The sequence below is a fragment of the Bacillus sp. FJAT-14266 genome, from assembly GCF_001719225.1.
Classification (GTDB): Bacteria; Bacillota; Bacilli; order Bacillales; family Bacillaceae; genus Bacillus; species Bacillus subtilis.
The window spans coordinates 4068962-4095000 of record NZ_CP017072.1 but is presented as its reverse complement, the minus strand read 5'-3'; the positions used below and the strand labels follow the sequence as shown (position 1 = coordinate 4095000).

Here is a 26039-nt window from a genome sequence, read left to right as displayed (position 1 = left end):
TAAAGTTTTCTAATACTTTTGAATTCCAATACAATCCCTAGCATGATCAACATGAGAGTCATAAATAATCAAAATGCAGTTTGTACGGGAGACTCATCCAGACTCCATCCGACTGCGATTGGCAGGATAGAGCCGCCAATCCATTGGCAGCGAACAGCATGCTTGTCGTTTGTTCTGTTTTTCCATGATAAAATTGATTGGTGACAATAAAATAATGGCGAACATGCCGGCCATAAATAAGTCCTAAGAAAAAACTAAGAATAATCCCTGCAAAAGCTGTTTTATTGATTGCCAAAATACAGAGTTAAATGAGGCCGCTCATATTTATCAGCCTGAGATAATGATGATAGGTTATTTTTTCGGAAACCGGCTCGGGTTGCCAAATGAGAGAAAAGATATTACTGTCATTAAAACGATTCTTGGTTTCATCCGGATATGATAAAATGTCTCAGACTATATTTGAGCCATTTTTTTCTTCAGCAATCATCTTGCGTAATTGATAAAAATTTATTATGATACTCTTTGTATGACAACTCCTTGCCTCAATACAATATACTCAACGTTTCCCCGTTTTCTCCGGTCGTTTTTCTTTTCATTTTCTCCCGTAAAATAAAAAAAGCTCCCAATACAATAGATATGGTGCGGATTTATTTTTTACTAAAAAGGAGTCGTTATATTTGAATAATAGTTTTACATTAAAACAGCAATGGTTCGGGAATATCCGAAAAGACATTCTTGCTGGCATTTTAGTTGCGTTAGCGTTAATACCTGAAGCGATTGGCTTTTCTATTATAGCCGGTGTGGATCCGATGGTCGGTCTTTATGCGTCATTTTGCATAGCCATTATTATTTCTATTTTTGGCGGCAGACCTGGCATGATTTCAGCTGCGACAGGCTCAATGGCAGTTGTTATGGTGTCGCTGGTTGCTGATCATGGGCTTCAGTATTTATTTGCAGCTACGATTTTGACTGGCATTATTCAAGTGATTTTAGGTATCAGTAAAATTGCAAGATTAATGAAATTCATCCCGCGTTCTGTGATGATCGGGTTTGTGAATGCGCTGGCAATCCTTATCTTCTCTGCGCAGCTTCCCCAGTTTGAAGGTGCTTCTTGGAGCATGTATGCGATGCTTGCCGGGTCGTTGGTTATTATTTATGTGCTGCCAAGGTTTACGACTGCTGTTCCGTCTCCGCTTGTGGCGATTATTGTGATGACAATTATTGCGGTCACTTTCCATGTGGATGTGCGGACGGTTGGTGATATGGGCAATATTTCTAGTTCATTGCCTCATTTCTTAATCCCTGATGTTCCGTTTACCTTTGAAACACTGCAAATTATTTTTCCTTATTCAATTGCTTTAGCGTTTGTCGGGTTGCTTGAATCTTTGCTGACAGCACAGATTATTGATGAAATGACGGATACGGATAGTGATAAAAATAAAGAGAGCCGCGGACAGGGAATTGCGAATATCGTGACTGGATTCTTTGGCGGAATGGCAGGCTGCGCTATGATCGGACAATCTGTCATTAATACAAAAGCGGGCGGTCGCGGACGTTTGTCAGCATTTGTTGCCGGTGCTTTTCTGATGTTTTTAATTGCGGTGTTAAGTCATGTCGTGGTGAAAATCCCAATGGCGGCGTTAGTGGCTGTAATGGTTATGGTGTCTGTCGGCACTTTTGATTGGTCTTCTTTAAAAGGTCTCAAAAAAGCGCCGCTCACGGACTCGATTGTCACGGTTGTGACTGTGGTTACGGTTGTTGTGACAGATGACTTATCTAAGGGTGTATTTGTCGGTGTTCTTTTAAGTGCCGTGTTCTTTGTAGCAAAAATCTCGAAGCTGAAAATCGTTTCTCATGCAGAGGATCAAAAGCTTAGAACGTATCAAGTGAAGGGGCAAATCTTTTTTGCGTCAGTGACTGATCTTACGAATGCGTTTATATATCAAGAGGATATTGAGCGGGTTGTGATTGACTTAACTGAAGCTCACGTATGGGACGATTCTGGTGCGGCCGCACTTGATAAGATTGTTGCGAAGTTTAAGGAACAAGGCATTGAAGCTGAGTTAAAAGGTTTGAATAAAGCGAGTAAATCTCTAATGAAACAGATGGCATAAAATAGAGAAGCCCAGATGAATGAGATCTGGGCTTTTTTATATAACATACACTTAAGCAGCATTGATATAATAGAGAGAAGAGAAATTTTAAATAGGGGACTTGCATATGATGCTTCAGAAGCTGAACCGTGTATTGGGGAGAGTGATGCCGCTGTTAACGCCGACTAGTGTGGTGTTGGGCGTGCTGCTGTCTCAGTTTTTAAATGGGTATGAATGGGCTGTACCTTGGATCTTTGCTTTTATTACGTTTGCAGGCAGTTTGAGCGCGAACTTTCAATCTTTGAGACATGCATTGTCTCATCCTCTCCCTATGATTCTTGCACTATTCGTTCTTCATATTTTCATGCCGCTTTTTGCTTGGGGCAGCGGCCATCTTATATTTAAAGGTGATCCTTTGACGATTACCGGTTTAACATTGGCTGTTGTGATTCCTACGGGGATTACAAGCTTGATTTGGGCAGCGATGTACAAAGGGAATGTCGGTTTGACACTTTCGATTATTTTAATTGATACTGTGCTGTCACCGCTAATCGTACCGCTGAGTCTTTCATTGCTGGCCGGCGCTCAGGTTCATATGGATGTGTGGGGAATGATGAAAGGTCTGATTGTAATGGTCGTGATTCCTTCTTTTCTGGGCATGCTGTTTAATCAGATGTCATCTCCAGAAAGAACTGCGTCTGTGAGCAGTGCGCTGTCGCCTTTTTCAAAGCTTTGCTTGATGGCAGTGATTGCGATTAACAGTTCAGCGATTGCTCCTTATTTCAAATCCATTGATTTGAGATTTGCAGGAATAGCTGTAACGGTATTCTTTATCGCGTTAACAGGCTATGCCGCTGCTTGGCTGATCGGAAAAATGATGAAAAGGCGGCAAGAGGAAATAGTCTCTCTTATATTTACGGGAGGCATGAGGAATATTAGTGCCGGCGCAGTTCTTGCCGTTACGTTCTTCCCGTCTCAGGTTGCCGTTCCTGTTGTGATCGGCATGCTGTTTCAGCAGATATTGGCTGCTTTGTTTGGCTATATGCTGAATCGTTTTGAATTAAAACCAATGTTGCAGAAAGCATAAAAAAACCGCTCATAGGGTTGAGCGGTTTTTTCCGTATAGCCATTCGAGCGCGTTGATGAACTGTTTGCAGAAATACTTGCGGTGGTGCACCGCTCCTTTTTCAATTGAAAGATACAACCGGTCTTCAGTGAAGCCTTTTTCTTTTAGACTTTGATGAACTTGCTTTGTTTTTTTCAGCATATGTCGCTGAATGGATTGTTTTTCACGGCCTTCTTCACTCCCGACAGACATGAAAACACGTGTAGTGCCGGGCTTTAAAGAAGATATATGAATGGTTTCCGCTGCGTTCTCGTACCAGTATGAACCTGATATAGAGCCTATTTTCCCGAACATTGACGGATATTTTAATAAGGCGAACATTGAGATGAGGCCGCCTAATGAGGCACCGATAATTCCTCTTGACTGCGGTTCCCTGATGACGTTCCAGTTTTCTTCGATTAGCGGAATGAACTGGTTCGTTATATCAGACAGATAGTGATATCCCATTCCGCCGAAGTCCGTGAACCGATCACTGAGTGATGCAGCCGGCCAAGGTGTGTATTCATTTAGCCGGTTTTCGGGTTCGATACCGATCAGCACGAGTTCAGGGAGCCTTTGCTGTTGATATGCGCTTTCTAATAATTCGATTTGGTTTTGGAACAAAGAACTGCCATCCTGCACGTAAACAGCAGGAAATCCCCCGCTGTCTGTGCTGTAGGAAGGAGGGAGGTACAGCGTGAACCTCCTGTTGCCGGCTTTGTGTTCTGAAAGAGATCCTTTCAAGCATTCTCCCCCTTTTTTTGCTTGAAAAGCAGATATAAGAAATAAGGAACTCCGAGGATCGCCAAAATGATGCCTGCGGGCACTTCTGCGGGCTGAAAAAACAGTTTTCCGGCAAAGTCTGCGCTTATCACAAGAAGCATCCCGATTAAACCGCTCAGTGGCAGGATATAGCGATGTTCGACGCCAGCCAGTCTCCGTGAGATATGGGGAGCAATTAAGCCGACAAACGCCATACTTCCCGCTACGGAGACACAGGCGCTGATGATTGCTACACAGGCTACGAGCAGGATGGTTTTTTCTTTATTTGATGAAATGCCGAGGCTTCTGACTGTGTCTTCATCAAAACGAATGGTGTCGAGCAGGCGGGATTTGCCGATAAGAATCGGTATAAACAGCAGCATCCATGGGAGAACGGCTGTGATATACGTCCAGTTGGCAGACCAGATGCTTCCGTTTTTCCACACCATGGCCATTTGATAGTCTTGCGGGTCCATTTTTAAAGATAAAAACAAAGACAGGGCGCTGAACCCTGAATTGATCGCAATCCCTACCAGAATAATTCTTCCTGAATCTAAATTGCCTCTGTGCCATGCAAATATGTAAATCAGGATCGCCGCGATGAGCCCGCCTATCAATCCAAAGAGCGGCATTCCCATCGCTGCAGCTATGGATGTCACTTCCTTCTGGCCTTGGAATAAGAGCATAAACGCTACAATGCCGGCTCCTGCCCCTGCGTTGATTCCGAGAATTCCAGGATCAGCAAGCCCGTTTCTCGTGATGGCCTGGATAACAGCGCCTGCAATGCCAAGACCGAGTCCAATAATAGCAGCCATGACAACCCGCGGCAGTCTTAAATCGAACAGCAAAATTTCATACTGCGGATTCGGGTAGATTTGAAAAAGAGTGGAGAGCAGCTCAGCAGGACGAACAGAAAATGATCCGCTCGTTAAGCTGAAATAACTGACAACAAGAATCAAAGCGATGAACAATGCATATTTTTTAGCCATTTTGCTCCCCTCCTTTTCGTTTAATTAAATAAAGGAAGAAAGGTACGCCGATAATGGATGTTACGACCTCAATCGGTGTTTCAAACGGATAGTTGATAAATCTGCTTGCGAGATCACACAGGGTTAAAAAGATTCCGCCCAAAATACAGGAGCACGGAATCAGCCTGCTGTAATCAGAGCCGACGAGAAATCTCGTGATATGCGGAACAACCAATCCGACAAACGCAATTTTTCCGGCCAGCGCTACGGCACTGCCGGTTAAAATGATGACGGAAAGCATCGCCATGATTTTAATGGTTTTTTTCTTTTGCCCCAGGCTTTTAGAAATGTCGTCCCCTAATGATACAGCGGTTACCTTTTTGCTGAGAGAAATGGCCATTATAATGCCAATCAGGAAAAACGGAGCGGCGAGCTTCAGGAAATCCGGACTCATTTGATGAAGTCTGGCACTGTACCAGAAACTGAGATCCTGAGAAATTTGAAAATAAATCGACATGGCCGCTGATAAGCTGCTGAGCAGCATGCTTGTGACTGTGCCGATGATGGCGAGCTGCACGGGGGTAAATCCGTTTGGCATCATGGCGGCAAGGCCGAATACTAACACAGCTCCTAACGCTGAGCCGATAAAAGAGTATATCATCATTTCAATCGAAGATGATTGCGGGAGCAGAACCATGCAAAGCGTAATGATAAACGCTGAACCATCTGAAACACCCATAATGGATGGCGAAGCTAAATAATTGCGCGTAATGCCCTGCATAAGCGCTCCAGAAACAGCAAGGGCTGCCCCTATGAGCAGAGCGCCGGCAGCCCTTGGAATCCGGGAATGCCATATAATTTGATGGTCTGTGTTTCCCGGATCGAAATGAATAAGAGATGTAAAAACAATATCTGTGCTAAGATGCTTTGCCCCATAAAGGATTGAAAGTAAAAGTGACAGCGTTATAGCAAATGGAGAAGTAATCAATATGATACGTGTCCACTGTTTTGAATACATACAAAAACCTACTCTGAATTAGTTTTGTGTCAATTTTTCAGCAGCCGCTTTCAGGAAACGGACTTTGCTCCAAGCTGTGCCGCCTTGTGCGAGAGGGTCCACTGAGTTGACATACACATGGTCTTCTTTGACTGCTTTAAGGCTTTTCCAGATTGGATTTTTCTCTAAATCTTTTAAGGCATCAGGTTTATCTGCATTTTCATCATCAGAAAATTGGACGAAAATATGGTCCGGGTTCATTTCACTTAATTTTTCTAATGAAATCAGCTCTTGCGCTTTTGCAGCTTTTACTTCGTTAGGCGCCTTAAGGCCTAAATCACCGTATAGTGTGGAGTTGAAATACACCTGTTCAGGGTAAATGTAAATGTTGCCTTGTCTAATTCTAATGACAAGCGCTTTTGAATCTTTCGCTTTATCGTTGATTTTTGTTTTTGTTTCTTTTAGATCTTGTTCATAGTCTGCAATAATTTTCTTTGCTTTTTTCTCTTTTCCGGTCAGCTGGGCAAGCAGCATCATGTTTTCCTTCCAGTTTGAAGAGATATGAGAAACTGGGATCGTCGTGCCTGCTGTGCTGATTTTTTGCAGCGTTTTTTCCGGAAACTTTGTTGAAGCAAGGATAACATCAGGCTTCATTTCAAGAATCTTTTCAATATTTGGCTCCATTTTTTCTCCGGTTGGTTCGGCTTTATCAGTGATGTCTTTGAACATATCAGGGAATTTGCCGGAGAATGAAATTGCGCCTTGCGGATGAACGTCAAGCAATTTCGCGTCTTCCATTGATTCAACGCTTCCCGTAATGGCGATTTTGTCTGTCGGTACAGTTACTTCATATGTTTTATCAAGATATTCAATTTTCTTCTTCTCAGATGCTGTGCCGCTTGCCTTGCTGGCAGTTGATTCATTTTTGCTGCCGCAAGCTGCCGCCGTCAGCGCGAGAAGCAAGATTAATAAGGTAAGAGATATCTTTTTCATCTATAGAGCCTCCTGTTCAATTGATAACTATTATCAATTGGAATTATAGAGAATGAACAGATATAACACCATGGACAAATTCCTGATTTATCATGGACAATCTCCGGATAGTAAAGAAACAGTTTGCTGAACGATGCGTTCGTGCCCGCAAGCTGAGTATTCATTCCACGGGTCAAGGGATAGAAGATAAACACGGTTATCTCGTACCGCGCTTAGGTTTTGCCATGCTTCTGTCTGCTGTAATTGCTGGTAGTAAGCTATGGTCTCCGGCTCTTTAAAAAGAAAAAGCATCATACAGTCAGCTTGGTAATTTGCGATATTTTCTAACGAAATCGCTTGTTCTGAAGGTGTGTCAGCCGTTGTTGCCGAGCTGAATCCTAAATCCCCAAAGAAAACTTCGCGGACACTTCGGTTATGTGCCAGATAGAAGTTTTGCTTATGCAGCCTCAAAAAGAGAAAACGCAGCCCTTGAACGTGCTGAAGTGTTTTTTTGGCGGCTGTTGTCTGCTGGTCATAATCCGCTAGCCACTTTTCTGCTTCGGACTCCTCCTTTAAAAATGAGGCAGTTTGCAGAAAGTGGGTTCTCCAGCTTTCTTCTGAAGGAAGGTACATGACTTCTGCGATGCGATTCAGGCGATCTTGTTCTTCTGGAGAAATAGAATCCATGCTGACAATCACATCTGGTTCTGCCTGCGATAACGTGTACAGGTTTTCTTCCCACTTTTCATTAAACCGGTATGCACTGAGCTGGACGGGTATATCTGTCGAATAATGCTGATAGTAGTAAGACGTCCATTTCGGATGCAGAGCGGCCGCAAAAGGTATGTGGTGAAGAGGGATGAGATGGCCCATTGTGCCCCTTCCGTATGCGGCGATTTTCTTTCGGCGTTTTTTCATATAGCTTGTAGGTGAACAGCCTGTATATTTTTTAAAGATTCTGCTGAAATAAAATTCATCTTGATAACCGGTTTGGTGTGCGATTTCTTTCAATTTGCAGTTTGATTTTGCCATGAGCCGTTTTGCCTTTGTGATTCGTGTTTTCGTAATAAATTCTGTTACGCTCTGTCCTGTCCATTTTTTAAAGCTTTCACTGTAGTGTTTGGCACTGATTCCTGCCATTTGCGACAGCTGGGCAAGCGTGATTTTTGTATCGGCATGTGTTTCGATATAGTGTTTTGTTTTTTCGATTGCTGAATGTGTATCCGTTTGATCAGATAAACTGGCAGTAAAAAGATCATAAATCAGGCTTTGTACTTCAATCACACATTTTAGCTGAGAAAGCTGAGACGATTCATTCCATAGTGCGGCAAGCTCTTGAAGCCGGACTGCAAGATTTTCGATATGTGAAACATTCATAAGCTTCAGTTTGGCTAATTCCGATTCTGTGCACGGTGTGTAAATATCTTGGCCGGCTTCCTTGATATAGCTTTGAAGCCTGATCAGACAGGCATCTATATGTCCATCGGCTGCTGGCATAAAGCCAAAGGTCTCGTTAGGCGGACAAACATAAAGTGTCTTTTTTTGCAGAGGATTGGTGTTTGTTCCGATCGAAATATAGCCGTTTCCTTTTAAATGAAAAATCAGCACGAATGAATCGGCTAATTGCTGTTCTGAGAAGAGATCACTTGTCTTTTTTAGATATTCAATTTGTATCGGTTGATAAATCACTGCATTTTGCACGAGTAGACCACCTTTTCAGAAGCTTTCAATTGATAATCATTTTCAATAAAAATTGTACCAAATAAATGAAAGTTTTCCTATATAAAGCGGGTGGGTTTTTAGCATGAAAAAAACCCTTACTTATGTGTAAAAGTAAGGGTCTTTCGTTCAGTAAGAATATGTTACACGTGTAACATACGATGCTTACGTTCTAATAAATGAGATATTTTTTTCTTGTTTTGCTGAATTGTTGGAGTGTTTTTTCATAGCTGTTTATGATGCCCTCAACCGAAGTTCCATTTTCAATTTTTGTCCTGATCCAGCCGTTGCCTGCCAGTTTATCGAATGAACCTGTTGACAGGAACTCAAAATCCTCAGGATAGAGATCGTGTATGGTTTTAATGACTGAAAGACCCGTTTTAACGGCTTCAAACTTATCTCTGTCTGTCACATAGAGCTGCACACCGTGGCAAAGCGTTCCTTGATGTTTAGAAAACGTCGGTGTGAAGGATGCTGCCCTAAATGTTACGCCCGGCAAATGGAGGCTGTTTAATGTTTCTTCAAGTTCTGTGCTTTTGATAAAGGGAGCTCCGATCAATTCGAATGGCTTTGTTGTCCCTCGCCCTTCGGATATATTTGTTCCTTCAATCAGCCCGGTTGCAGGATAAACAAATGTGCTTTCCACCGTCGGCATGTTAGGCGAAGGGAGGACGAAAGGCAATCGGGTATCGTCAAAATCCATTTTTCGTTTCCAGTGTTTCATTTTTACCACTGTAAGATCGGCATCAATATCAAATTCTTTGTTGAACAGTAAAGCCAATTCGCCTATCGTCATCCCATGCTTCAATGGAATGGGATACAATCCGACAAATGAGGCGTATTCAGGTTCTAAGATTGGCCCTTCAATATGATTCCCGCCTTGGGGATTCGGACGGTCTAGCACCATAAATGGAATGCCGTTTTCTTTAGCGGCTTCCATTGCGTATGCCATTGTATAAATGTACGTGTAGAAACGGGTCCCGACATCCTGAATGTCAAACATTAGAATATCGACATTTTTCAGCATTTCTGGAGTCGGTTTTTTCGTTTTTCCGTAGAGGCTGTATACGGGAACCCCGGTTTTTTCGTCAATGTAAGAGCCTACTTCGTCTCCAGCCTGGGCGTCACCGCGGACGCCGTGTTCAGGGCCGAATAAAGCTGTCAGTTTGATATCCGGGTTCTCGTAAAGGATATCGACACTGCTTTTCAGAGATGCGTTTACTCCGGTTGGATTGGTGATCAGTCCGATACGTTTTCCCTTGAGCTGTTTTTTATAGTCTGGCAAGAGCGTGTCTATCCCAGTCTGGACTTTAGGTTTTTTAGCCGTTTGATTCTTTGAATCGGGTGAAGCAGAGGCAGCGGTTATCGTTCCGAACATCATGAGCCCTGTCAGAAAAGCGAATATTGTTTTTCTCATGTGTCCCTCCTTATTAAAGCGGTCTTCCCGTTTTGATATTTAATCCGTAGCCAAATGGGTAAAGGGTGTTCCCTGGTTTCGTGACTGACGGAATGTCAACTGGAAGTGTGCCTTTAGGTTTTGCCTGGCCGAATATCGCCATCACTCCGGCCGGAATATTAGGTTGAAGATAACTGCCATTTGCGTATCCTTTAAAGCCATAGACTGCAATCAGTGCTTTTGCTTCTTCGAAATTGGCTGCGTCATAGGGGTTGCGCAGGCTCATTAAGACAAATGGTTTGTTGTGCTGCAGTGCGGCTTTCATGACAGCTCTCGGAAACACGGTGGCCCATTTGCTTGAATCTGATATTGTGTCGTCGATGACACCGTCGTTGACGACAGGGTCATTTTTGACGACATAGGAGCCGGTAATGATATAATCAGCCTCTTTTACTTGTTTTTCATGCTCGGCCTTAAATACTTGGTTGGCAAAGTTCATTTTGCTGAGGGATACGGGTTTGATTTTCTTTCGCTTGATGAGATCGTGAATGGTTTGTTCGATTGAAGCAGTTTGTTCTTCGTAAGGTGCCACAATTAAGATTCGGCTGCCTTTTTTAGGCTTGAACGGCAAAGTGTGCTGTTCATTTTTTAATACAGTTACTGCTTTTTCAGCTATTTTTTTCTCTGCTTTCAGGTGCTGCTGGCTTCCTACGATTTTTTTGGCTTTGGCTATTTTTTCTTTTGTACTGTCGCTGTTTCGTGCTGGATACATGCCGCGTTTTATTTTCAGGGAAATGATTCTTTCAACTGATTTGTTGATTTGTTGTTCAGGAATATCCCCGTTTTTCACGGCTTCTTTCAAAGCTTGAATGACACGTGCGAATTTCTGTTCTTCTTTCATTGAAGTGACTGAGGCTGGCATTAATGCAATATCGACACCAGCTTTTACGGCCATGACCACAGCCTCCTCCTGTCCGAAATGATCTGCAATTGCCTTCATATTGAGCGCATCGGTAACGATGACCCCATTAAAGCCCATTTCCTGACGAAGAAGACCTGTCATCACTTTTTGCGAAAGTGTAGCTGGAACCAGAATGTCCGATCCATCGAGTTTGCTTTTGTAAGTGGTGTCATCAAAGGCGGGAAACTGAACATGGGCTGTCATCACCATATCAGCACCAGCATCAATTGCTTTTTGAAAAGGATAAAGTTCGACCTCACGAAGCCGTTCTTGGCCATGGGAAACGAGCGGCAGTCCATAATGGCTGTCAACGTCCGTGTCTCCATGTCCCGGGAAATGTTTGAGGGCAGACGCGATATCCTGCCGCTGCAACCCTTTCATCGTATATAGACCGAGGCGTGATGTCAGTTCTCGATTGGAGCTGAATGACCGTACGCCGATTACAGGATTATCAGGATTATTGTTAATGTCCACGACAGGGCTGAAATCTGTATTGATGCCTAAGGCAGAGAGCTCTTTCCCGATGATGCTGCCGGTCTGATACGCATTGATTCTGCTTCTGGCTGCGCCCAGTGCCATATTCCCTGGGAAATTAGTGCCCTCCCCTAACCGCGTTACAATGCCGCCTTCCTGATCAATACTCAGCATGAGCGGGATTTTTGGACTTGCCTTTTGGTAATCGTCTGTCAGTTGGACAGTTTGTTTTGTTGTTTTTACATTTTCTGCAAAAAGGATGATGCCTCCGAATTGATATTTCTTGACGAGGCTGGCGACTTCATCATTCATTTCTGTAAGGGCTTGCGGAGAGGACTCGCCTTCCTTTTGCCAATTTCTAAAATCAGGCATCAGCATCTGGCCGAGTTTTTCATCTAACGACATACGATTGACAATCTGATTGGCATCGATTGAACGTTTGGATGCAGAGGCTTCTGTCTGTCTGGCCCCGAAAAAGCATGAAAGAAAGAGAACGGCTGAAAGGATAAGCGGAAAGACAGGTCTCATAGAAACTTCCTCCTATCGTCTAATCATTCACTCCATCGCTTCATAAATCGCGGTTATGACACTTCCATAACTGCCTGTTGCAAATTGATCACCCTCAAAGACGTTTGGATTTTCTTCCGGATCAATAACTGGTGTATGCTTTTTATTTGTTAACAATGCGATGCCTAAATTGTATGCTGGATCAATAATTGTAACTGTCCCCGTCCAGCCGGTATGCCCGTAAGCATTTTCGCTGGCATGAGGGCCAAACATCCATTCCATGCTTTTACTTCCGTTCCGCCTCCAGCCAAGAGCGAATGTCGGATCTGTTGCTGAAGGTGCTGTAAACAGGTCGGCTGTTTTCTGATCAAATAAAGAAATGTTTCGGTATGAACCTTTGTTTAACATGACTTGCAGCAGTATGGCCATATCATCTGCATTTGAGAACAATCCGGCATGCCCAGACACGCCATCCATTGAGTAAAACGCTTTTTCGTCATGCACCTCTCCTTGCAGCGTGTTTGTGCGGATGTTAGGGAATTGAATAACGCCGTCACGTGTATTGCCCATTCGTTCAGTAGCTGCGAACTGTTTCGGTTTAAAGCCCTTTTGCAGCGGATTGTACAAGGTATGCTTCAGCCTGAGCGGTTTGTAGAGCTCTTGCTCCGTGTAGACATCAAGCGGTTGACCGGTGAGTTTTTCGACAATACATCCGAGTAGCATATATCCAATGTCACTGTATACGTGCTTTGTCCCAGTTTGATAATCGAGCGGAATTTTCGTCAAATATTCAATCGTTTTGTCCCGTTCCTGGGAATAGTACTTGCCGGCTTTTTCCGGCGTGTAAAAGTAAAAGCTTGATGGGAGCCCTGATTGGTGCTGGAGGACATCGATGACACGTATCTTGTCTTTTCCTTTTATGAGGTCACCCGGCTGATCCTTGAAACCCGGCAAATATGCAGAAACTTTTTCATAGACGTCAAGTTTTCCTTGGCTGACTAAGTGCTGCAATGCAAAATTTGTTGCGTACATTTTTGTATTTGAGGCTAAGTCAAACATCGTGCGGGTTTTCATTTTGGCCGGACGGCGCAGCAGTTCTGATCCTTCGTACTTTTTACTGTAGCCGTATGCTGCTTTTTTTATGATACGTCCATCCTTCACCACCACAAGAACGGCGCCTGGAAATCCTGCTGCAATATCCCGTTCTATCATCTGATCTACCTTCCTTAGCTTCTTCGTCGAGAATTGTGCAGTTTCTGCATTTATGATTTTCGGCTCAATCAAGTTGTCTGCTGTTTGTGCGAAGGTTTCATTTGGCGCAAATATCGATAGGGTTAAAATGGCACTGAATATGAACAGTGTCTTTGTTTTCACAGGCTAGCCCCTTTCTGTGCTTCTATCCCGTTTACTATCCCTAAAACAGAAACAATTTAATCGAACTGAGAAGCCATTTCATCTTTATATCCGAATGCATAGGTCAATAAAAAACCGGCCGCGTAGGAAATAAAGAGCCCAACGATATACAGGATGATTTGCGAAGGCAGGACTAGAAAAGAAAGCGGCAGTCCGGAGACACCAATCGCAATGGTGGCTACTTGAAAATAAGCTTGAAAGGCGCCGCCGATTCCAGCTCCTAAACATGCTGTTAAAAACGGACGGCCAAGCGGCAGCGTGACTCCGAAAATAAGCGGTTCACCAATGCCGAGCAGTCCCGATGGAAGCCCGCCGGCGATTGCTTTCCTCAGTGTTGTTTTTTTCGTCTTCACGAAAACGGCAAAGGCCGCGCCTACCTGTCCTGCACCTCCCATAGCCAAAATAGGGAGCAGAGGATCATTGCCAATTGAATTGATCAGTTCCATGTGCACAGGCGTCAAGCCTTGATGCAGTCCGGTTACGACGAGAGGAAGGAAGGTTGCGCCCAGAATAAAGCCTGCAGCGATGCCGCCGATGTCCAGGATGGACAGAAGGCCGGATGTAATGGCATCAGAAATGAATCCGCCTAAAGGCATAAATACGACATACGTTACGATTCCGGTGATTAACAGTGAAACGGTGGGTGTGACAATGATATCGAGTGATTGAGGGATAAAACGGCGAATAAATTGTTCGGTGTAAGCAATGAATATGGCTGCGAAAAGGACGCCGATCAGACCTCCCCTGCCCGGGAGAAGCTCTTCTCCAAATAAACTGATTTTTGCGATCTCCGGATTGATAATCAAGATCCCGGCCAAAGCCCCAAGTGCGGGTGTCCCGCCAAATTCTTTCGAAGCGTTAATACCGACGAGAATGCCGAGATAAGTGAACAGCCCTGATCCGATGACTGTCAGGATAACCGCAATTTGTGAGTCTGCAGAGAGCCAGCCTGCTTGAATAATTGCTTTGGTAATCCCAGTAATTAAACCGGAAGCGACTAGAGCGGGAATAAGAGGGATAAAAATGCTGGCAATTTTACGTAAGAAAAGTTTAAAAGGAGTGGCGTTTTTTCGATTGATATCGGCTTTCTTTTTGGCCGCTGCTTCTTTGACATCGGCACCTTCTTCTGCTGACACGAGCTTTGAGAAAGCAGCTGTAACATGATTGACAACTCCTGTGCCGAGGATAATTTGTAAGGTTTCAGCTTCAACGACCCCCAATACGCCGTCAAGCTTTCTTAAAGCCTGAGCATCCGCTTTGCTTTCATCGTAAGGCGTAATGCGCAGGCGTGTCATGCAATGCGTATATGAAGAAATATTGGATTTTCCTCCGCATAGCTCAAGGATTTTCTGTGCGAGATGATGGTAGTTATTTTCTTTGCTCATTAAAACCCCTCCCCTTCAAGATGCCTTATTTTTTTCTCATAGATTGGATGGCTGCTCTCGTTTTATCGATATAACCGGTTGTCGTTTCATACTGCTCAGCCGCCATGCCTAAAAACAAAACATCAATTATAAAAAGCTGGGCGAGGCGGGAGGAAGTGGCTGCACTTCGAATCAAGGCTTCATTGGAATGGGCTGTATACAAAGGGACATCAGCCAGTGCGGAGACGGATGTCTGACTGAATTGTGTGAGGCTGATCGTTGTGATGCCTTTTTCCTTAGCCATGGCAAACAGTTCAATGATTTCCAGTGTCTCTCCTGAAAACGAGATGGCGAATACGATGTCGTCTTTATCTGCATTTGCGATTAAAGATGCCACAAGATGAGTGTCTGTAAACGCGGTTGCTTGTTTATGAATGCGAAGCCACTTTTGCTGGGCGTCCTTGGCGACAATGCCGGAAGCCCCGAGGCCGATAAAATGCACGGTATGAGCTTTGAGAAGCATAGAAACCGCTCGCTCAAGCTCTTTGTAGTCCATCAGGTCTGAAGTATCCTGAATGGCTTGAATGGCATTGCCGGCCGTTTTTTCGGAAATGGAGGGCAGCGGCTCGTGGGGAACAATATCCCGGTAGCCCTGAAAAGTAGGCTTTGCCAGATCGCCTGCTACTCTCATTTTTAAATCTTGAAATCCTTTCAAACCGAGTGATTTGCAGAGCCTGATGACGGCAGCGTCACTTGAATTGGCTAAGGCGCTGATTTCGTTGACCGTGCTTTCGATTGCTTTGTGGGGATGGGCTAGGATATAATCTGCAAGTTTGCGCTCGGATGGAGGGAGCTTATGCTTCATTGATTGGATGATCGCTAAACCGCCTGTGGCCATTCTAGTTCTCTCCTTATCATGGATGGTAAAGTTCGATTGCTTTGTCAATGAAACCGTTTGCTTCATCGAGTAATGTCTTTGCTTGTTTCTGATCTGTGCTTGTTTTGAGCATGACGATTGCTGTTTTGACGTGATGATCGGCTTGTTCCAGAGTGTATCTTGCTGTGTCGTATGAAGCGTTTGTAAGGCTTTGGATGATGCTGATGGCGCGTTCTTTTAGTTTTTTGTTGCTAACGTTGACGTCTACCATCAAGTTTTCGTAAACCTTGCCGATTTTGACCATTACAGCGGTAGATATCATGTTTAGAATCATTTTATGTGCGGTTGCGGCTTTCATACGTGTTGATCCTGTAATGGCCTCAGGTCCGACGACAACCTCAATGCTGTGATCCGCATCCTTGCTGATGGCGGAATTTTCATTGCAAGTAAGGGCGATGGTGTGTGCTCCGACTTTACGGGCGTATCTTAGGGCGCCTGCGGCGTAGGGTGTGCGGCCGCTTGCTGCGATGGCAATGACGGTGTCATTTGAAGTGAGCTGTATGTTTCTTAAATCTTCAGCTCCTGCTTCTTCACTGTCTTCAATGCCCTCTGCTGCCTGTAAAAAGGCTTCGGGGCCTCCAGCCATGATTCCGATGACCTGATCTGGGCTTACGCTGTAGGTGGGAGGACATTCAACAGCATCCATGACGCCGAGTCTGCCGCTTGTGCCGGCGCCTGTATATATGAGCCGGCCTCCATTTTGAAACGATTCATATGCGCAGTCTACAGCTGTTTTGATGTCGGGGAGAACCTCCTGAACGGCTGCAGCGACTTTCATATCTTCGTTGTTGATCATTTTAAGGATGCCGAGAGTGTTTGCTTTGTGGATTTCAACTGTTTGACTATTGCGTGATTCCGTTGTAAGACGGTGAAGGTTTAATGGTTCTGACATGAGGATGCCCCCTGTTTTAAAATGATATATCTCAATATTCAGTATATTCATTTCTGTTATGATATTTCAACTATGTTTTTAAATTTTTGAAATTTTATTTCACTTAAGACTATAAGAAATGATGAAGGATCAACTGTTCTACAAGCGGCCCGATTCTTCGCCGTCCTTTATCAAGGAACCCGCTTTTCATATAAAGGTGTTTTGCGCGTATGTTCAGATGATTGACGGCCAAGATGATTTCGTCGCACCATGGAAAATATCCGCTCACAAAAGCGGGAAGCAAAAGCATGGCTTTTTTCGCATAGCCTTTTCCGTGATGCACAGCGGTTAAAGACAGGGAGCTGAGCAGTAAAGCAAATGGATTGTTAGAATAGGAAGCAAGCGTTTCTTTTGATGCATGTAAAATGAAAAAACCGACTGGAAGGTCGTCTTTTAAGATGACAACCGGGTATCGGTCCTGTATGCCCAGAGCCTGAGACAGCACCTCTTTCGGGAGGGAGGTAAAGCGTTTGTCATCGTTGGTGAGCGTGAATGATTGGAGCTCGGGCAAGTGTTCAGGCTTATAGAAGGATAAAGAAATGTCTTGAGTCATGGGGTGGCCTCCTTACAATATGTCGTTAAGCTCGTTTTCCGAAATGACGCGGTAGCCCGCTTGTTTTAACAGTGCGGCGGTTACTCCGCTGCCGGTGATTTTTTTGCCAGAGAATGTGCCGTTATAGATAAAACCGCTTCCGCAAGATGGACTGTTTTCTTTTAATATGACGGCAGAAGCGTTGATTTCTTTTGCGTAAGCCAATGTTTTCGCGGCGCCTTCCATATATAGTTCTGTGACGTCTTCTCCTGAAGCTGTCACGATTTTCGCTGTTCCATTGAGGACATCCTCGCCAGTGCCTCCTATGATTTCTGCGGGTTCGCGTGGGGTAGAGAAGCCGCCGAGAAGTTCAGGGCAAGCCATGACTGCTTTCTTTTCATCGACTAGTTTTCTGATTTTCTCCGACGCTGCGTGAGAGCCGTTATATCTGCATTCAATGCCTCCAAGGCAAGAACTGACTAGTATCATATTGGTTTCTCCTCTCTTGCTTTGCTTGTCTCTATCATAAAATAAATGGCTTTAGTTGGGAGGCTTTTTCAGTTAAAAAAGGAGTTAAAAAGTTTGAAAATAAAAAATTTAATTTTTCTCTTTACAAACAGGGGGTGACCTGTATATAATAACTTTTGTCAGCTCGACGAGAACACAACGGCCCGTTGGTCAAGCGGTTAAGACACCGCCCTTTCACGGCGGTAACACGGGTTCGAATCCCGTACGGGTCACCATTTGGAGGATTAGCTCAGCTGGGAGAGCATCTGCCTTACAAGCAGAGGGTCGGCGGTTCGAGCCCGTCATCCTCCACCATCTTGCCGGTGTAGCTCAATTGGTAGAGCAACTGACTTGTAATCAGTAGGTTGGGGGTTCAAGTCCTCTTGCCGGCACTGTTTTTTCAAAATTTTATGTGGAGGGGTAGCGAAGTGGCTAAACGCGGCGGACTGTAAATCCGCTCCCTCAGGGTTCGGCAGTTCGAATCTGCCCCCCTCCACCATTATTGGGCTATAGCCAAGCGGTAAGGCAACGGACTTTGACTCCGTCATGCGTTGGTTCGAATCCAGCTAGCCCAGTCACAGACACCTTTGATCAAAAGGTGTCTTTTTTCTTTTCGGAAAAATCATTCCAACTTCTAACTGTTCAGTCTGTATAATAATTTTAAAAATATGTTAAGGTAGTTTATTCACGAATTACCATCTACACCCTGCCAAAAATTTGATAAACTTATTTTATAAAAAAATTGAAACCTTTTGAAACGAAGCTCGTATACATACAGACCGGTGAAGGCAGAGGTTAGATAAATATGGAAATGATGATTAAAAAAAGAATTAAACAAGTCAAAAAAGGCGACCAGAATGCATTTGCGGACATCGTAGATATTTACAAAGATAAAATTTATCAGCTTTGCTACCGTATGCTTGGCAATGTGCATGAGGCGGAGGATATTGCACAGGAAGCTTTCATCAGAGCGTACGTTAATATCGACAGTTTTGATATTAACCGGAAATTTTCAACTTGGCTTTATCGAATCGCGACCAATTTGACCATTGACCGCATTCGCAAAAAGAAGCCGGATTATTACCTCGACGCAGAGGTGGCTGGTACGGAAGGCTTGACCATGTATTCTCAAATCGCCGCAGATGGTGTTTTGCCTGAAGATGCAGTTGTGTCGCTGGAGCTCTCAAACACGATACAGCAGAAAATTTTAAAGCTTCCTGACAAATACAGAACAGTCATCGTATTAAAGTATATTGACGAACTCTCATTAATTGAAATCGGGGAGATTCTAAACATTCCTGTGGGGACTGTGAAAACGCGGATTCACAGAGGCAGAGAGGCTCTTAGAAAACAATTAAGGGATCTTTAAGTGGGGTGATGAAATGAGCTGTCCTGAACAAATTGTGCAGCTTATGCATATGCATCTTGATGGAGATATCCTTCCAAAAGATGAACACGTATTAAATGAACATCTGGAGACATGCGAGAAATGCAGAAAGCATTTTTACGAGATGGAGAAATCCATAGCGCTCGTACGGAGCACATCGCATGTCGAAGCCCCCGCGGATTTTACCGCTAATGTCATGGCAAAATTGCCTAAGGAGAAGAAAAGAGCTTCTGTAAAAAGATGGTTCAGAACCCATCCCGTTATCGCAGCTGCTGCGGTATTCATCATTTTGATGGGCGGGGGTTTTTTTAACAGCTGGCATAATGACCACAATTTCAGCGTGTCCAAGCAGCCGAATCTTGTGGTTCATAACCATACTGTAACCGTGCCAGAAGGTGAGACGGTCAAAGGCGATGTCACTGTTAAAAACGGCAAGCTGATTATTAAAGGCAAAATAGACGGGGATGTAACCGTCGTAAACGGCGAAAAGTATATGGCCTCTGCTGGACAAGTCACCGGTCAGATTGAAGAAATCAATCAATTATTCGACTGGACATGGTACAAGATGAAGTCTGCGGGGAAAAGTGTACTCGATGCATTCAGTCCGAACGGAGAAGAGTAAAGCGCGTTAGCCGCTTTGCTCTTTTTTTGCGGGCTGAGAGGGCTGGCACATTTCACTTGCTAAATCGAAATGTGGTATAATGGGCTCGCTATGTAAAGTACATATGCGTAACACGTAAAACACAAAATACGAAATGACTGAAATCTTGGAGGACGAGGAAATGGCTTTTGAGGATATCCCTTTTTTGCAGTACCTCGGCAATGCCGTTGATATTCTCCTTGTTTGGTATGTGATATATAAATTGATTATGGTGATACGCGGCACGAAAGCGGTTCAGCTGTTAAAAGGAATTGTAGTCATCGTGCTTGTTCGTATGGCCAGCCAATATTTGGGCCTCAGCACACTTCAATGGCTGATGGACCAAGCGATAACATGGGGATTTTTAGCAATTATTATTATTTTTCAGCCTGAGCTGAGAAGAGCGCTTGAACAGCTAGGCCGCGGCCGCTTTTTTTCGAGGAGCGGCACGCCTGTTGAAGAAGCGCAGCAGAAAACGATTGAGGCCATTACAAAAGCGATCAATTATATGGCGAAACGCCGTATAGGCGCCCTGCTGACCATTGAGCGGGATACTGGAATGGGGGATTATATTGAGACCGGCATACCACTAAATGCCAAAGTCAGCTCTGAGCTGCTGATCAATATTTTTATTCCAAACACCCCGCTTCATGACGGTGCGGTGATTATGAAAAATAATGAAATTGCCGCGGCCGCCTGTTATCTGCCGCTTTCTGAGAGCCCGTTTATTTCAAAAGAACTGGGCACGCGGCACAGAGCAGCTGTCGGTATCAGTGAAGTAACAGACAGTTTGACGATTATTGTGTCTGAAGAGACCGGCGGCGTCAGTGTGGCAAAGAACGGCGACCTTCACAGAGAGCTTACAGAAGAAGCGCTGAAAGAAATGCTTGAAGCCGAGTTTAAGAAAAACACCAGAGACACTTCTTCTAACCGCTGGTATTGGAGGGGCAAGAAAAATGGATAAATTCTTAAACAACCGCTGGGCTGTGAAAATCATTGCTCTGCTTTTCGCGCTCTTGCTTTATGTGGCGGTTAACAGCAACCAAGCACCGACTCCAAAAAAACCGGGTGAATCTTTCTTTCCGACATCAACAACTGATGAAGCAACTCTGACTGATATTCCGGTTAAAGCGTATTATGATGATGAAAATTACGTCGTGACGGGTGTTCCGCAAACGGTTAATGTCACGATAAAAGGCTCGACAAGCGCCGTGAAAAAGGCTCGGCAGACCAAAAACTTTGAAATATATGCCGATATGGAACATTTGAAAACCGGCACACATAAGGTTGAGCTTAAGGCCAAAAACGTGTCGGATGGGCTGACAATCTCAATTAATCCGTCTGTTACGACAGTGACCATTCAGGAACGGACGACCAAAAGTTTTCCCGTAGAAGTGGAGTACTACAACAAAAGCAAGATGAAAAAAGGCTATTCTCCGGAGCAGCCGATTGTCAGTCCGAAAAATGTGCAGATTACCGGATCGAAAAATGTGATCGATAATATTTCTCTTGTAAAAGCTTCAGTGAATTTGGAAAACGCAGATGAAACGATTGAAAAGGAAGCGAAAGTGACTGTCTATGATAAAGACGGAAACGCGCTTCCTGTCGACGTGGAGCCCTCGGTCATCAAGATTACCGTTCCGGTGACAAGCCCGAGTAAAAAAGTGCCCTTTAAAATTGAACGGACAGGAAGCCTTCCTGACGGTGTCAGCATAGCGAATATTGAATCAAGCCCCAGTGAGGTAACGGTTTACGGCTCACAGGATGTGTTGGATTCTCTTGAATTTATTGACGGCGTCAGCTTAGATTTAAGTAAAATTAACAAGGATTCCGATATCGAGGCAGATATTCCGCTTCCTGACGGTGTCAAAAAAATCTCACCGTCAAAGGTGACTTTGCATATAGAAGTCGATAGTGAAGCGGATCAGAAGTTCGAGAATGTCCCTATCAAGACTGTAGGGCTGAGCAGCTCACAAAACATTGAATTTCTTGATCCTGAATCACAAGCGATAGATGTAACGGCTAAAGGCTCTCCCACGAATATAAAAAAGCTGAAAAAATCAGATATTGAATTGTATGTGAATGTTTCAGATTTAGAGGACGGGGAGCATAGCGTGAAGCTTGAAGTGAACGGGCCACAGAATGTAACTTGGTCCTTGGGGCGGAAAAACGCCAAAATCAAGCTGACGTCTAAGAAAAGCAATACATCAACGAATGATAACAGCAGCAATACATCAGGGAACCAGGATGACACAGATAAACAAACAAATGATCAAAAGAACAATCAGCAAGAAGATACAAAGAACACTGATAAAAACAGCAACGATCAAAACCAAGACGAAAATAAAGATCAAAACCAAGATCAGGATGAGGATGAATCCACTGCGAATTCATCCTCATCGGAATAAAAAAGGAGCGATTATAAAATGGGCAAGTATTTTGGAACAGACGGTGTAAGAGGTGTCGCCAATAGTGAGCTTACACCTGAGCTGGCCTTTAAAGTCGGACGTTTCGGCGGTTATGTGCTGACAAAAGACAAACAACGTCCAAAAGTGCTGATAGGCCGCGATACACGCATCTCCGGCCATATGCTGGAGGGAGCCCTTGTCGCCGGACTTTTATCCATTGGCGCAGAAGTCATGCGCCTAGGTGTCATTTCTACACCAGGTGTATCTTATTTGACAAAAGCGATGGATGCAGAGGCGGGCGTCATGATTTCCGCTTCTCATAACCCAGTGCAGGATAACGGCATCAAATTCTTTGGGGGAGATGGATTTAAGCTTTCTGATGAACAAGAGGCTGAAATTGAGCGCCTGATGGACGAACCTGAGGATAAGCTGCCAAGACCTGTCGGAGCAGACCTTGGACTTGTAAACGATTATTTTGAAGGCGGACAAAAATATCTGCAATTCTTAAAACAGACAGCTGATGAAGATTTCACAGGCATTCATGTGGCATTGGACTGTGCCCATGGCGCAACATCATCCTTGGCGACACACCTGTTTGCTGATTTAGATGCAGATGTTTCTACAATGGGGACTTCCCCGAACGGATTAAACATTAATGACGGCGTCGGTTCGACTCATCCCGAAGCGCTCAGCGCGTTTGTCAAAGAGAAAAACGCGGATCTCGGCCTTGCATTCGACGGTGACGGCGACCGCCTGATTGCTGTCGATGAAAAAGGAAATATTGTAGACGGCGACCAAATCATGTACATATGCTCAAAACACCTGAAATCAGAGGGCCGTTTAAAGGATGATACTTTGGTTTCAACCGTGATGAGCAACCTCGGCTTCTATAAGGCGCTCGAAAAAGAAGGCATCAAAAGCGTACAGACAGCTGTCGGCGACCGCTACGTAGTAGAAGCAATGAAAAAAGACGGCTACAACGTCGGCGGAGAGCAGTCAGGACATCTTATTTTCCTTGATTACAACACGACAGGGGACGGATTATTGTCTGCTATTATGCTGATGAACACTTTGAAAGCCACAGGCAAGCCACTGTCAGAGCTTGCAGCTGAAATGCAGAAGTTCCCGCAGCTGTTAGTCAATGTGAGAGTGACTGATAAATATAAAGTTGAAGAAAATGAAAAAGTAAAAGCAGTTATTTCTGAAGTTGAAAAAGAAATGAACGGCGACGGCCGGATTTTGGTGCGCCCTTCAGGAACTGAACCGCTCGTCCGTGTCATGGCTGAAGCGAAGACGAAAGAGCTGTGCGATGAGTATGTCAATCGCATTGTTGAAGTCGTCCGGTCAGAAATGGGATTAGAGTAACGAAGTCTATTATCAGAGAGTGAACAAGACAAGCGAGGTTTACATAAGATAATTGTGAGACATACGGCAAAGTTGTTTAAAAAACAATTGACCGTTTATGCCACATGTTGTAAAATCAAGCTTGTCTTGTTCTTATTTTCTCAATAGGAAAAGAAGACGGGATTATTGCTTTACCTATAATTATAGCGCCCGAACTAAGCGCCCGGAAAAAGGCTTAGTTGACGAGGATGGAGGTTATCGAATTTTCGGCGGATGCCTCCCGGCTGAGTGTGCAGATCACAGCCGTAAGGATTTCTTCAAACCAAGGGGGTGACTCCTTGAACAAAGAGAAATCACATGATCTTCCAAAAAACATGTAGGAGGGGACGATTGAAAGTCCCCTTGAAATTTGACTTTCTTCGTCTCCTTTTACAATCTTAGGAGGAAGAAAAATATGTGTGGAATCGTAGGTTATATCGGTCAGCTTGATGCGAAGGAAATTTTATTAAAAGGGTTAGAGAAGCTTGAGTATCGCGGTTATGACTCTGCTGGTATTGCTGTTGCCAACGAACAGGGAATCCATGTGTTCAAAGAAAAAGGACGCATTGCAGATCTTCGTGAAGTTGTGGATGCCAATGTAGAGGCGAAAGCCGGAATTGGGCATACTCGCTGGGCTACACACGGCGAACCAAGCTATCTGAACGCTCACCCGCATCAAAGCGCACTGGGCCGCTTTACACTTGTTCATAACGGCGTGATCGAGAACTATGTTCAGCTGAAGCAAGAGTATTTGCAAGATGTAGAGCTCAAAAGTGACACCGATACAGAAGTAGTCGTTCAAGTAATCGAGCAATTCGTCAATGGAGGACTTGAGACAGAAGAAGCGTTCCGTAAAACACTTACACTGTTAAAAGGCTCTTATGCAATTGCTTTATTCGATAACGACAACAGAGAAACGATTTTTGTAGCGAAAAACAAAAGCCCTCTATTAGTAGGTCTTGGAGATACATTCAACGTCGTAGCATCTGATGCAATGGCGATGCTTCAAGTAACCAACGAATATGTTGAGCTGATGGATAAAGAAATGGTTATCGTCACTGATGACCAAGTTGTCATCAAAAACCTTGATGGTGACGTGATTACACGTGCGTCTTATATTGCTGAGCTTGATGCCAGTGATATCGAAAAAGGCACGTACCCTCACTACATGTTGAAAGAAACGGATGAGCAGCCTGTTGTTATGCGCAAAATCATCCAAACGTATCAAGATGAAAACGGCAAGCTGTCTGTGCCTGGTGATATCGCTGCCGCTGTAGCGGAAGCGGACCGCATCTATATCATTGGCTGCGGAACAAGCTACCATGCAGGACTTGTCGGTAAACAATATATTGAAATGTGGGCAAACGTGCCGGTTGAAGTGCATGTAGCGAGTGAATTCTCCTACAACATGCCGCTTCTGTCTAAGAAACCGCTCTTCATTTTCCTTTCTCAAAGCGGAGAAACAGCAGACAGCCGCGCGGTTCTCGTTCAAGTCAAAGCACTCGGACACAAAGCCCTGACAATCACAAACGTACCTGGATCAACGCTTTCTCGTGAAGCTGACTATACATTGCTGCTTCATGCAGGCCCTGAGATCGCTGTTGCGTCAACGAAAGCATACACTGCACAAATTGCAGTTCTTGCGGTTCTTGCTTCTGTGGCTGCTGACAAAAACGGCATCGATATCGGATTTGACCTCGTCAAAGAACTCGGTATCGCTGCAAACGCAATGGAAGCTCTATGCGACCAGAAAGACGAAATGGAAATGATCGCCCGTGAATACCTGACTGTATCCAGAAACGCTTTCTTCATCGGACGCGGCCTTGACTACTTCGTATGTGTCGAAGGCGCACTGAAGCTGAAAGAGATTTCTTACATCCAGGCAGAAGGTTTTGCCGGCGGTGAGCTAAAGCACGGAACGATTGCCTTGATCGAACAAGGAACACCAGTATTCGCACTGGCAACTCAAGAGCACGTAAACCTAAGCATCCGCGGAAACGTCAAAGAAGTTGCCGCTCGCGGAGCAAACACATGCATCATCTCACTGAAAGGCCTAGACGATGCGGATGACAGATTCGTACTGCCGGAAGTAAACCCAGCACTTGCTCCGTTGGTATCTGTTGTTCCATTGCAGCTGATCGCTTACTATGCTGCACTGCATCGCGGCTGTGATGTTGATAAACCGCGTAACCTTGCGAAGAGTGTTACTGTGGAGTAATAAATGTTTAACCCCTTTGGATAAGATTGTCTAAAGGGGTGTTTTTATGTCCAAAAGAGAAAGAACGTCTACAGTGGAAAAATGGATTAAAGAAGGTGATGCTACAGGACTCGACTATCTATCGGCCATGGCTATAGATTTAAGATGTTTCCACATTAGGTCGGTTAACGAGGTTAAAAGTCATTAAGACTTGGAGAGAAACTGCTTTTGCCTAACTGAGTTTTCTGATGTTAATACAGATATAAGAGAGCAGTTCCTCATTAAGATACGCTTTTGATAGCAGTTGGAATTTAGCATGCTAGAAATCCGAAAATCGAAGAGCCTATTGGAATGATAACGTGTTTTTTTATTGTCAATTAATAAAG

22 protein-coding genes and 5 tRNA genes are annotated in these 26039 nt (G+C 44.3%); 14 read left to right on the top strand and 13 right to left on the bottom strand.

The genetic code is table 11. The features are described from left to right. Window positions 1–677: 677 nt before the first annotated feature. Both BGM23_RS21100 and BGM23_RS21095 read left to right on the top strand, forming a co-directional pair. A complete protein-coding gene (locus BGM23_RS21100; protein ID WP_015252977.1) occupies window positions 678–2114 on the top strand; it encodes a SulP family inorganic anion transporter in 1437 nt (478 codons plus the stop codon). 145 nt (window positions 2115–2259) lie between these two features. Next, window positions 2260–3180 (top strand): bile acid:sodium symporter family protein, encoded by a 921-nt coding sequence (locus BGM23_RS21095; protein WP_014478637.1) that lies wholly within the window; start codon window positions 2260–2262, stop codon window positions 3178–3180. A gap of 9 nt (window positions 3181–3189) precedes the next feature. Here BGM23_RS21095 and BGM23_RS21090 read toward each other — a convergent pair whose 3' ends face one another. The 13 genes from BGM23_RS21090 to BGM23_RS21030 form a co-directional block, all read right to left on the bottom strand. Beyond that, window positions 3190–3942, bottom strand: a complete 753-nt coding sequence (locus BGM23_RS21090; RefSeq protein ID WP_029726920.1) for an alpha/beta hydrolase — start codon at window positions 3940–3942, stop codon at window positions 3190–3192. Continuing rightward, complete coding sequence (gene feuC, locus BGM23_RS21085) at window positions 3939–4949, bottom strand: iron ABC transporter permease FeuC (protein ID WP_029726921.1); 1011 nt, start codon at window positions 4947–4949, stop codon at window positions 3939–3941. Before feuC ends, BGM23_RS21090 begins: the two co-directional genes overlap by 4 nt. Continuing rightward, entirely contained in the window at window positions 4942–5946 is a 1005-nt protein-coding gene (locus tag BGM23_RS21080) for a FecCD family ABC transporter permease (protein WP_015715127.1), read from the bottom strand. The genes feuC and BGM23_RS21080 overlap by 8 nt, the downstream gene beginning before the upstream one ends. Before the next feature lie 18 nt (window positions 5947–5964). After that, entirely contained in the window at window positions 5965–6918 is a 954-nt protein-coding gene (gene feuA / locus BGM23_RS21075; RefSeq protein WP_014475620.1) for an iron ABC transporter substrate-binding protein FeuA, read from the bottom strand. A gap of 90 nt (window positions 6919–7008) precedes the next feature. Next, complete coding sequence (gene btr, locus BGM23_RS21070; RefSeq protein WP_029726922.1) at window positions 7009–8598, bottom strand: bacillibactin transport transcriptional regulator Btr; 1590 nt, start codon at window positions 8596–8598, stop codon at window positions 7009–7011. A gap of 190 nt (window positions 8599–8788) precedes the next feature. Beyond that, window positions 8789–10033 (bottom strand): exo-beta-N-acetylmuramidase NamZ family protein, encoded by a 1245-nt coding sequence (locus tag BGM23_RS21065; protein ID WP_015252972.1) that lies wholly within the window; start codon window positions 10031–10033, stop codon window positions 8789–8791. Window positions 10034–10046: 13 nt separating this feature from the next. Further along, complete coding sequence (gene nagZ / locus BGM23_RS21060) at window positions 10047–11975, bottom strand: beta-N-acetylhexosaminidase (protein ID WP_029726923.1); 1929 nt, start codon at window positions 11973–11975, stop codon at window positions 10047–10049. Between the two features lie 27 nt (window positions 11976–12002). Then, window positions 12003–13328, bottom strand: coding sequence for an N-acetylmuramoyl-L-alanine amidase (amiE, locus tag BGM23_RS21055; protein WP_029726924.1), 1326 nt, complete (start codon window positions 13326–13328; stop codon window positions 12003–12005). A 56-nt stretch (window positions 13329–13384) separates the two neighbouring features. Continuing rightward, the gene (locus BGM23_RS21050) at window positions 13385–14752 is read right to left on the bottom strand and encodes a PTS transporter subunit EIIC (protein WP_014475625.1); all 1368 of its coding nucleotides are present in this window, start codon (window positions 14750–14752) and stop codon (window positions 13385–13387) included. 25 nt (window positions 14753–14777) lie between these two features. Beyond that, window positions 14778–15629 (bottom strand): MurR/RpiR family transcriptional regulator, encoded by an 852-nt coding sequence (locus BGM23_RS21045; RefSeq protein ID WP_029726925.1) that lies wholly within the window; start codon window positions 15627–15629, stop codon window positions 14778–14780. Between the two features lie 16 nt (window positions 15630–15645). Next, a complete protein-coding gene (gene murQ / locus BGM23_RS21040; protein WP_029726926.1) occupies window positions 15646–16560 on the bottom strand; it encodes an N-acetylmuramic acid 6-phosphate etherase in 915 nt (304 codons plus the stop codon). A gap of 109 nt (window positions 16561–16669) precedes the next feature. Continuing rightward, on the bottom strand, window positions 16670–17152 hold the full coding sequence (locus tag BGM23_RS21035; RefSeq protein ID WP_029726927.1) for a GNAT family protein: 483 nt from the start codon (window positions 17150–17152) through the stop codon (window positions 16670–16672). Window positions 17153–17164: 12 nt separating this feature from the next. Continuing rightward, entirely contained in the window at window positions 17165–17620 is a 456-nt protein-coding gene (locus BGM23_RS21030) for a 2-thiouracil desulfurase family protein (RefSeq protein ID WP_003234960.1), read from the bottom strand. Window positions 17621–17799: 179 nt separating this feature from the next. Here BGM23_RS21030 and BGM23_RS21025 point away from each other — a divergent pair. The 12 genes from BGM23_RS21025 to BGM23_RS21985 all read left to right on the top strand — a co-directional run bounded on the left by BGM23_RS21025 (window position 17800) and on the right by BGM23_RS21985 (window position 25861). Continuing rightward, a tRNA-Glu gene (locus BGM23_RS21025) sits at window positions 17800–17874 on the top strand. A gap of 3 nt (window positions 17875–17877) precedes the next feature. Next, window positions 17878–17953 (top strand) — tRNA-Val (locus BGM23_RS21020). A gap of 4 nt (window positions 17954–17957) precedes the next feature. Beyond that, a tRNA-Thr gene (locus tag BGM23_RS21015) sits at window positions 17958–18030 on the top strand. Between the two features lie 22 nt (window positions 18031–18052). Continuing rightward, window positions 18053–18137: transfer RNA gene (locus BGM23_RS21010), tRNA-Tyr, on the top strand. 4 nt (window positions 18138–18141) lie between these two features. Then, window positions 18142–18213: transfer RNA gene (locus BGM23_RS21005), tRNA-Gln, on the top strand. A gap of 230 nt (window positions 18214–18443) precedes the next feature. Further along, window positions 18444–19007, top strand: a complete 564-nt coding sequence (gene sigW, locus BGM23_RS21000) for an RNA polymerase sigma factor SigW (protein WP_014478649.1) — start codon at window positions 18444–18446, stop codon at window positions 19005–19007. 13 nt (window positions 19008–19020) lie between these two features. Further along, window positions 19021–19647, top strand: coding sequence for an anti-sigma-W factor RsiW (gene rsiW / locus BGM23_RS20995; protein ID WP_015252964.1), 627 nt, complete (start codon window positions 19021–19023; stop codon window positions 19645–19647). 160 nt (window positions 19648–19807) lie between these two features. Next, complete coding sequence (cdaA, locus tag BGM23_RS20990; RefSeq protein WP_003223651.1) at window positions 19808–20629, top strand: diadenylate cyclase CdaA; 822 nt, start codon at window positions 19808–19810, stop codon at window positions 20627–20629. Continuing rightward, window positions 20622–22073, top strand: coding sequence for a CdaA regulatory protein CdaR (gene cdaR, locus BGM23_RS20985; protein WP_029726928.1), 1452 nt, complete (start codon window positions 20622–20624; stop codon window positions 22071–22073). Before cdaA ends, cdaR begins: the two co-directional genes overlap by 8 nt. An 18-nt stretch (window positions 22074–22091) precedes the next feature. After that, window positions 22092–23438, top strand: a complete 1347-nt coding sequence (gene glmM / locus BGM23_RS20980; RefSeq protein ID WP_014478651.1) for a phosphoglucosamine mutase — start codon at window positions 22092–22094, stop codon at window positions 23436–23438. Between the two features lie 433 nt (window positions 23439–23871). Further along, window positions 23872–25674 carry a glutamine--fructose-6-phosphate transaminase (isomerizing) gene (gene glmS, locus BGM23_RS20975; protein ID WP_015252962.1) on the top strand — a complete coding sequence of 601 codons (1803 nt, stop codon included), beginning with the start codon at window positions 23872–23874 and terminating at the stop codon, window positions 25672–25674. A gap of 46 nt (window positions 25675–25720) precedes the next feature. Further along, on the top strand, window positions 25721–25861 hold the full coding sequence (locus BGM23_RS21985) for a hypothetical protein (RefSeq protein WP_015252961.1): 141 nt from the start codon (window positions 25721–25723) through the stop codon (window positions 25859–25861). Window positions 25862–26039 lie beyond the last annotated feature (178 nt).

Bases quoted from the DNA above. Each gene is read 5' to 3' on its own strand.
- murQ (WP_029726926.1), bottom strand. From the start codon at position 16,560: ATGTCAGAACCATTAAACCTTCACCGTCTTACAACGGAATCACGCAAT.
- glmM (WP_014478651.1), top strand. From the start codon at position 22,092: ATGGGCAAGTATTTTGGAACAGACGGTGTAAGAGGTGTCGCCAATAGT.
- BGM23_RS21985 (WP_015252961.1), top strand. From the start codon at position 25,721: ATGTCCAAAAGAGAAAGAACGTCTACAGTGGAAAAATGGATTAAAGAA.
- BGM23_RS21065 (WP_015252972.1), bottom strand. From the start codon at position 10,033: ATGAGAAAAACAATATTCGCTTTTCTGACAGGGCTCATGATGTTCGGA.
- sigW (WP_014478649.1), top strand. From the start codon at position 18,444: ATGGAAATGATGATTAAAAAAAGAATTAAACAAGTCAAAAAAGGCGAC.
- cdaA (WP_003223651.1), top strand. From the start codon at position 19,808: ATGGCTTTTGAGGATATCCCTTTTTTGCAGTACCTCGGCAATGCCGTT.
- glmS (WP_015252962.1), top strand. From the start codon at position 23,872: ATGTGTGGAATCGTAGGTTATATCGGTCAGCTTGATGCGAAGGAAATT.
- BGM23_RS21050 (WP_014475625.1), bottom strand. From the start codon at position 14,752: ATGAGCAAAGAAAATAACTACCATCATCTCGCACAGAAAATCCTTGAG.
- BGM23_RS21030 (WP_003234960.1), bottom strand. From the start codon at position 17,620: ATGATACTAGTCAGTTCTTGCCTTGGAGGCATTGAATGCAGATATAAC.
- BGM23_RS21035 (WP_029726927.1), bottom strand. From the start codon at position 17,152: ATGACTCAAGACATTTCTTTATCCTTCTATAAGCCTGAACACTTGCCC.
- BGM23_RS21095 (WP_014478637.1), top strand. From the start codon at position 2,260: ATGCCGCTGTTAACGCCGACTAGTGTGGTGTTGGGCGTGCTGCTGTCT.
- feuC (WP_029726921.1), bottom strand. From the start codon at position 4,949: ATGGCTAAAAAATATGCATTGTTCATCGCTTTGATTCTTGTTGTCAGT.
- rsiW (WP_015252964.1), top strand. From the start codon at position 19,021: ATGAGCTGTCCTGAACAAATTGTGCAGCTTATGCATATGCATCTTGAT.
- BGM23_RS21045 (WP_029726925.1), bottom strand. From the start codon at position 15,629: ATGGCCACAGGCGGTTTAGCGATCATCCAATCAATGAAGCATAAGCTC.
- feuA (WP_014475620.1), bottom strand. From the start codon at position 6,918: ATGAAAAAGATATCTCTTACCTTATTAATCTTGCTTCTCGCGCTGACG.
- nagZ (WP_029726923.1), bottom strand. From the start codon at position 11,975: ATGAGACCTGTCTTTCCGCTTATCCTTTCAGCCGTTCTCTTTCTTTCA.
- BGM23_RS21080 (WP_015715127.1), bottom strand. From the start codon at position 5,946: ATGTATTCAAAACAGTGGACACGTATCATATTGATTACTTCTCCATTT.
- cdaR (WP_029726928.1), top strand. From the start codon at position 20,622: ATGGATAAATTCTTAAACAACCGCTGGGCTGTGAAAATCATTGCTCTG.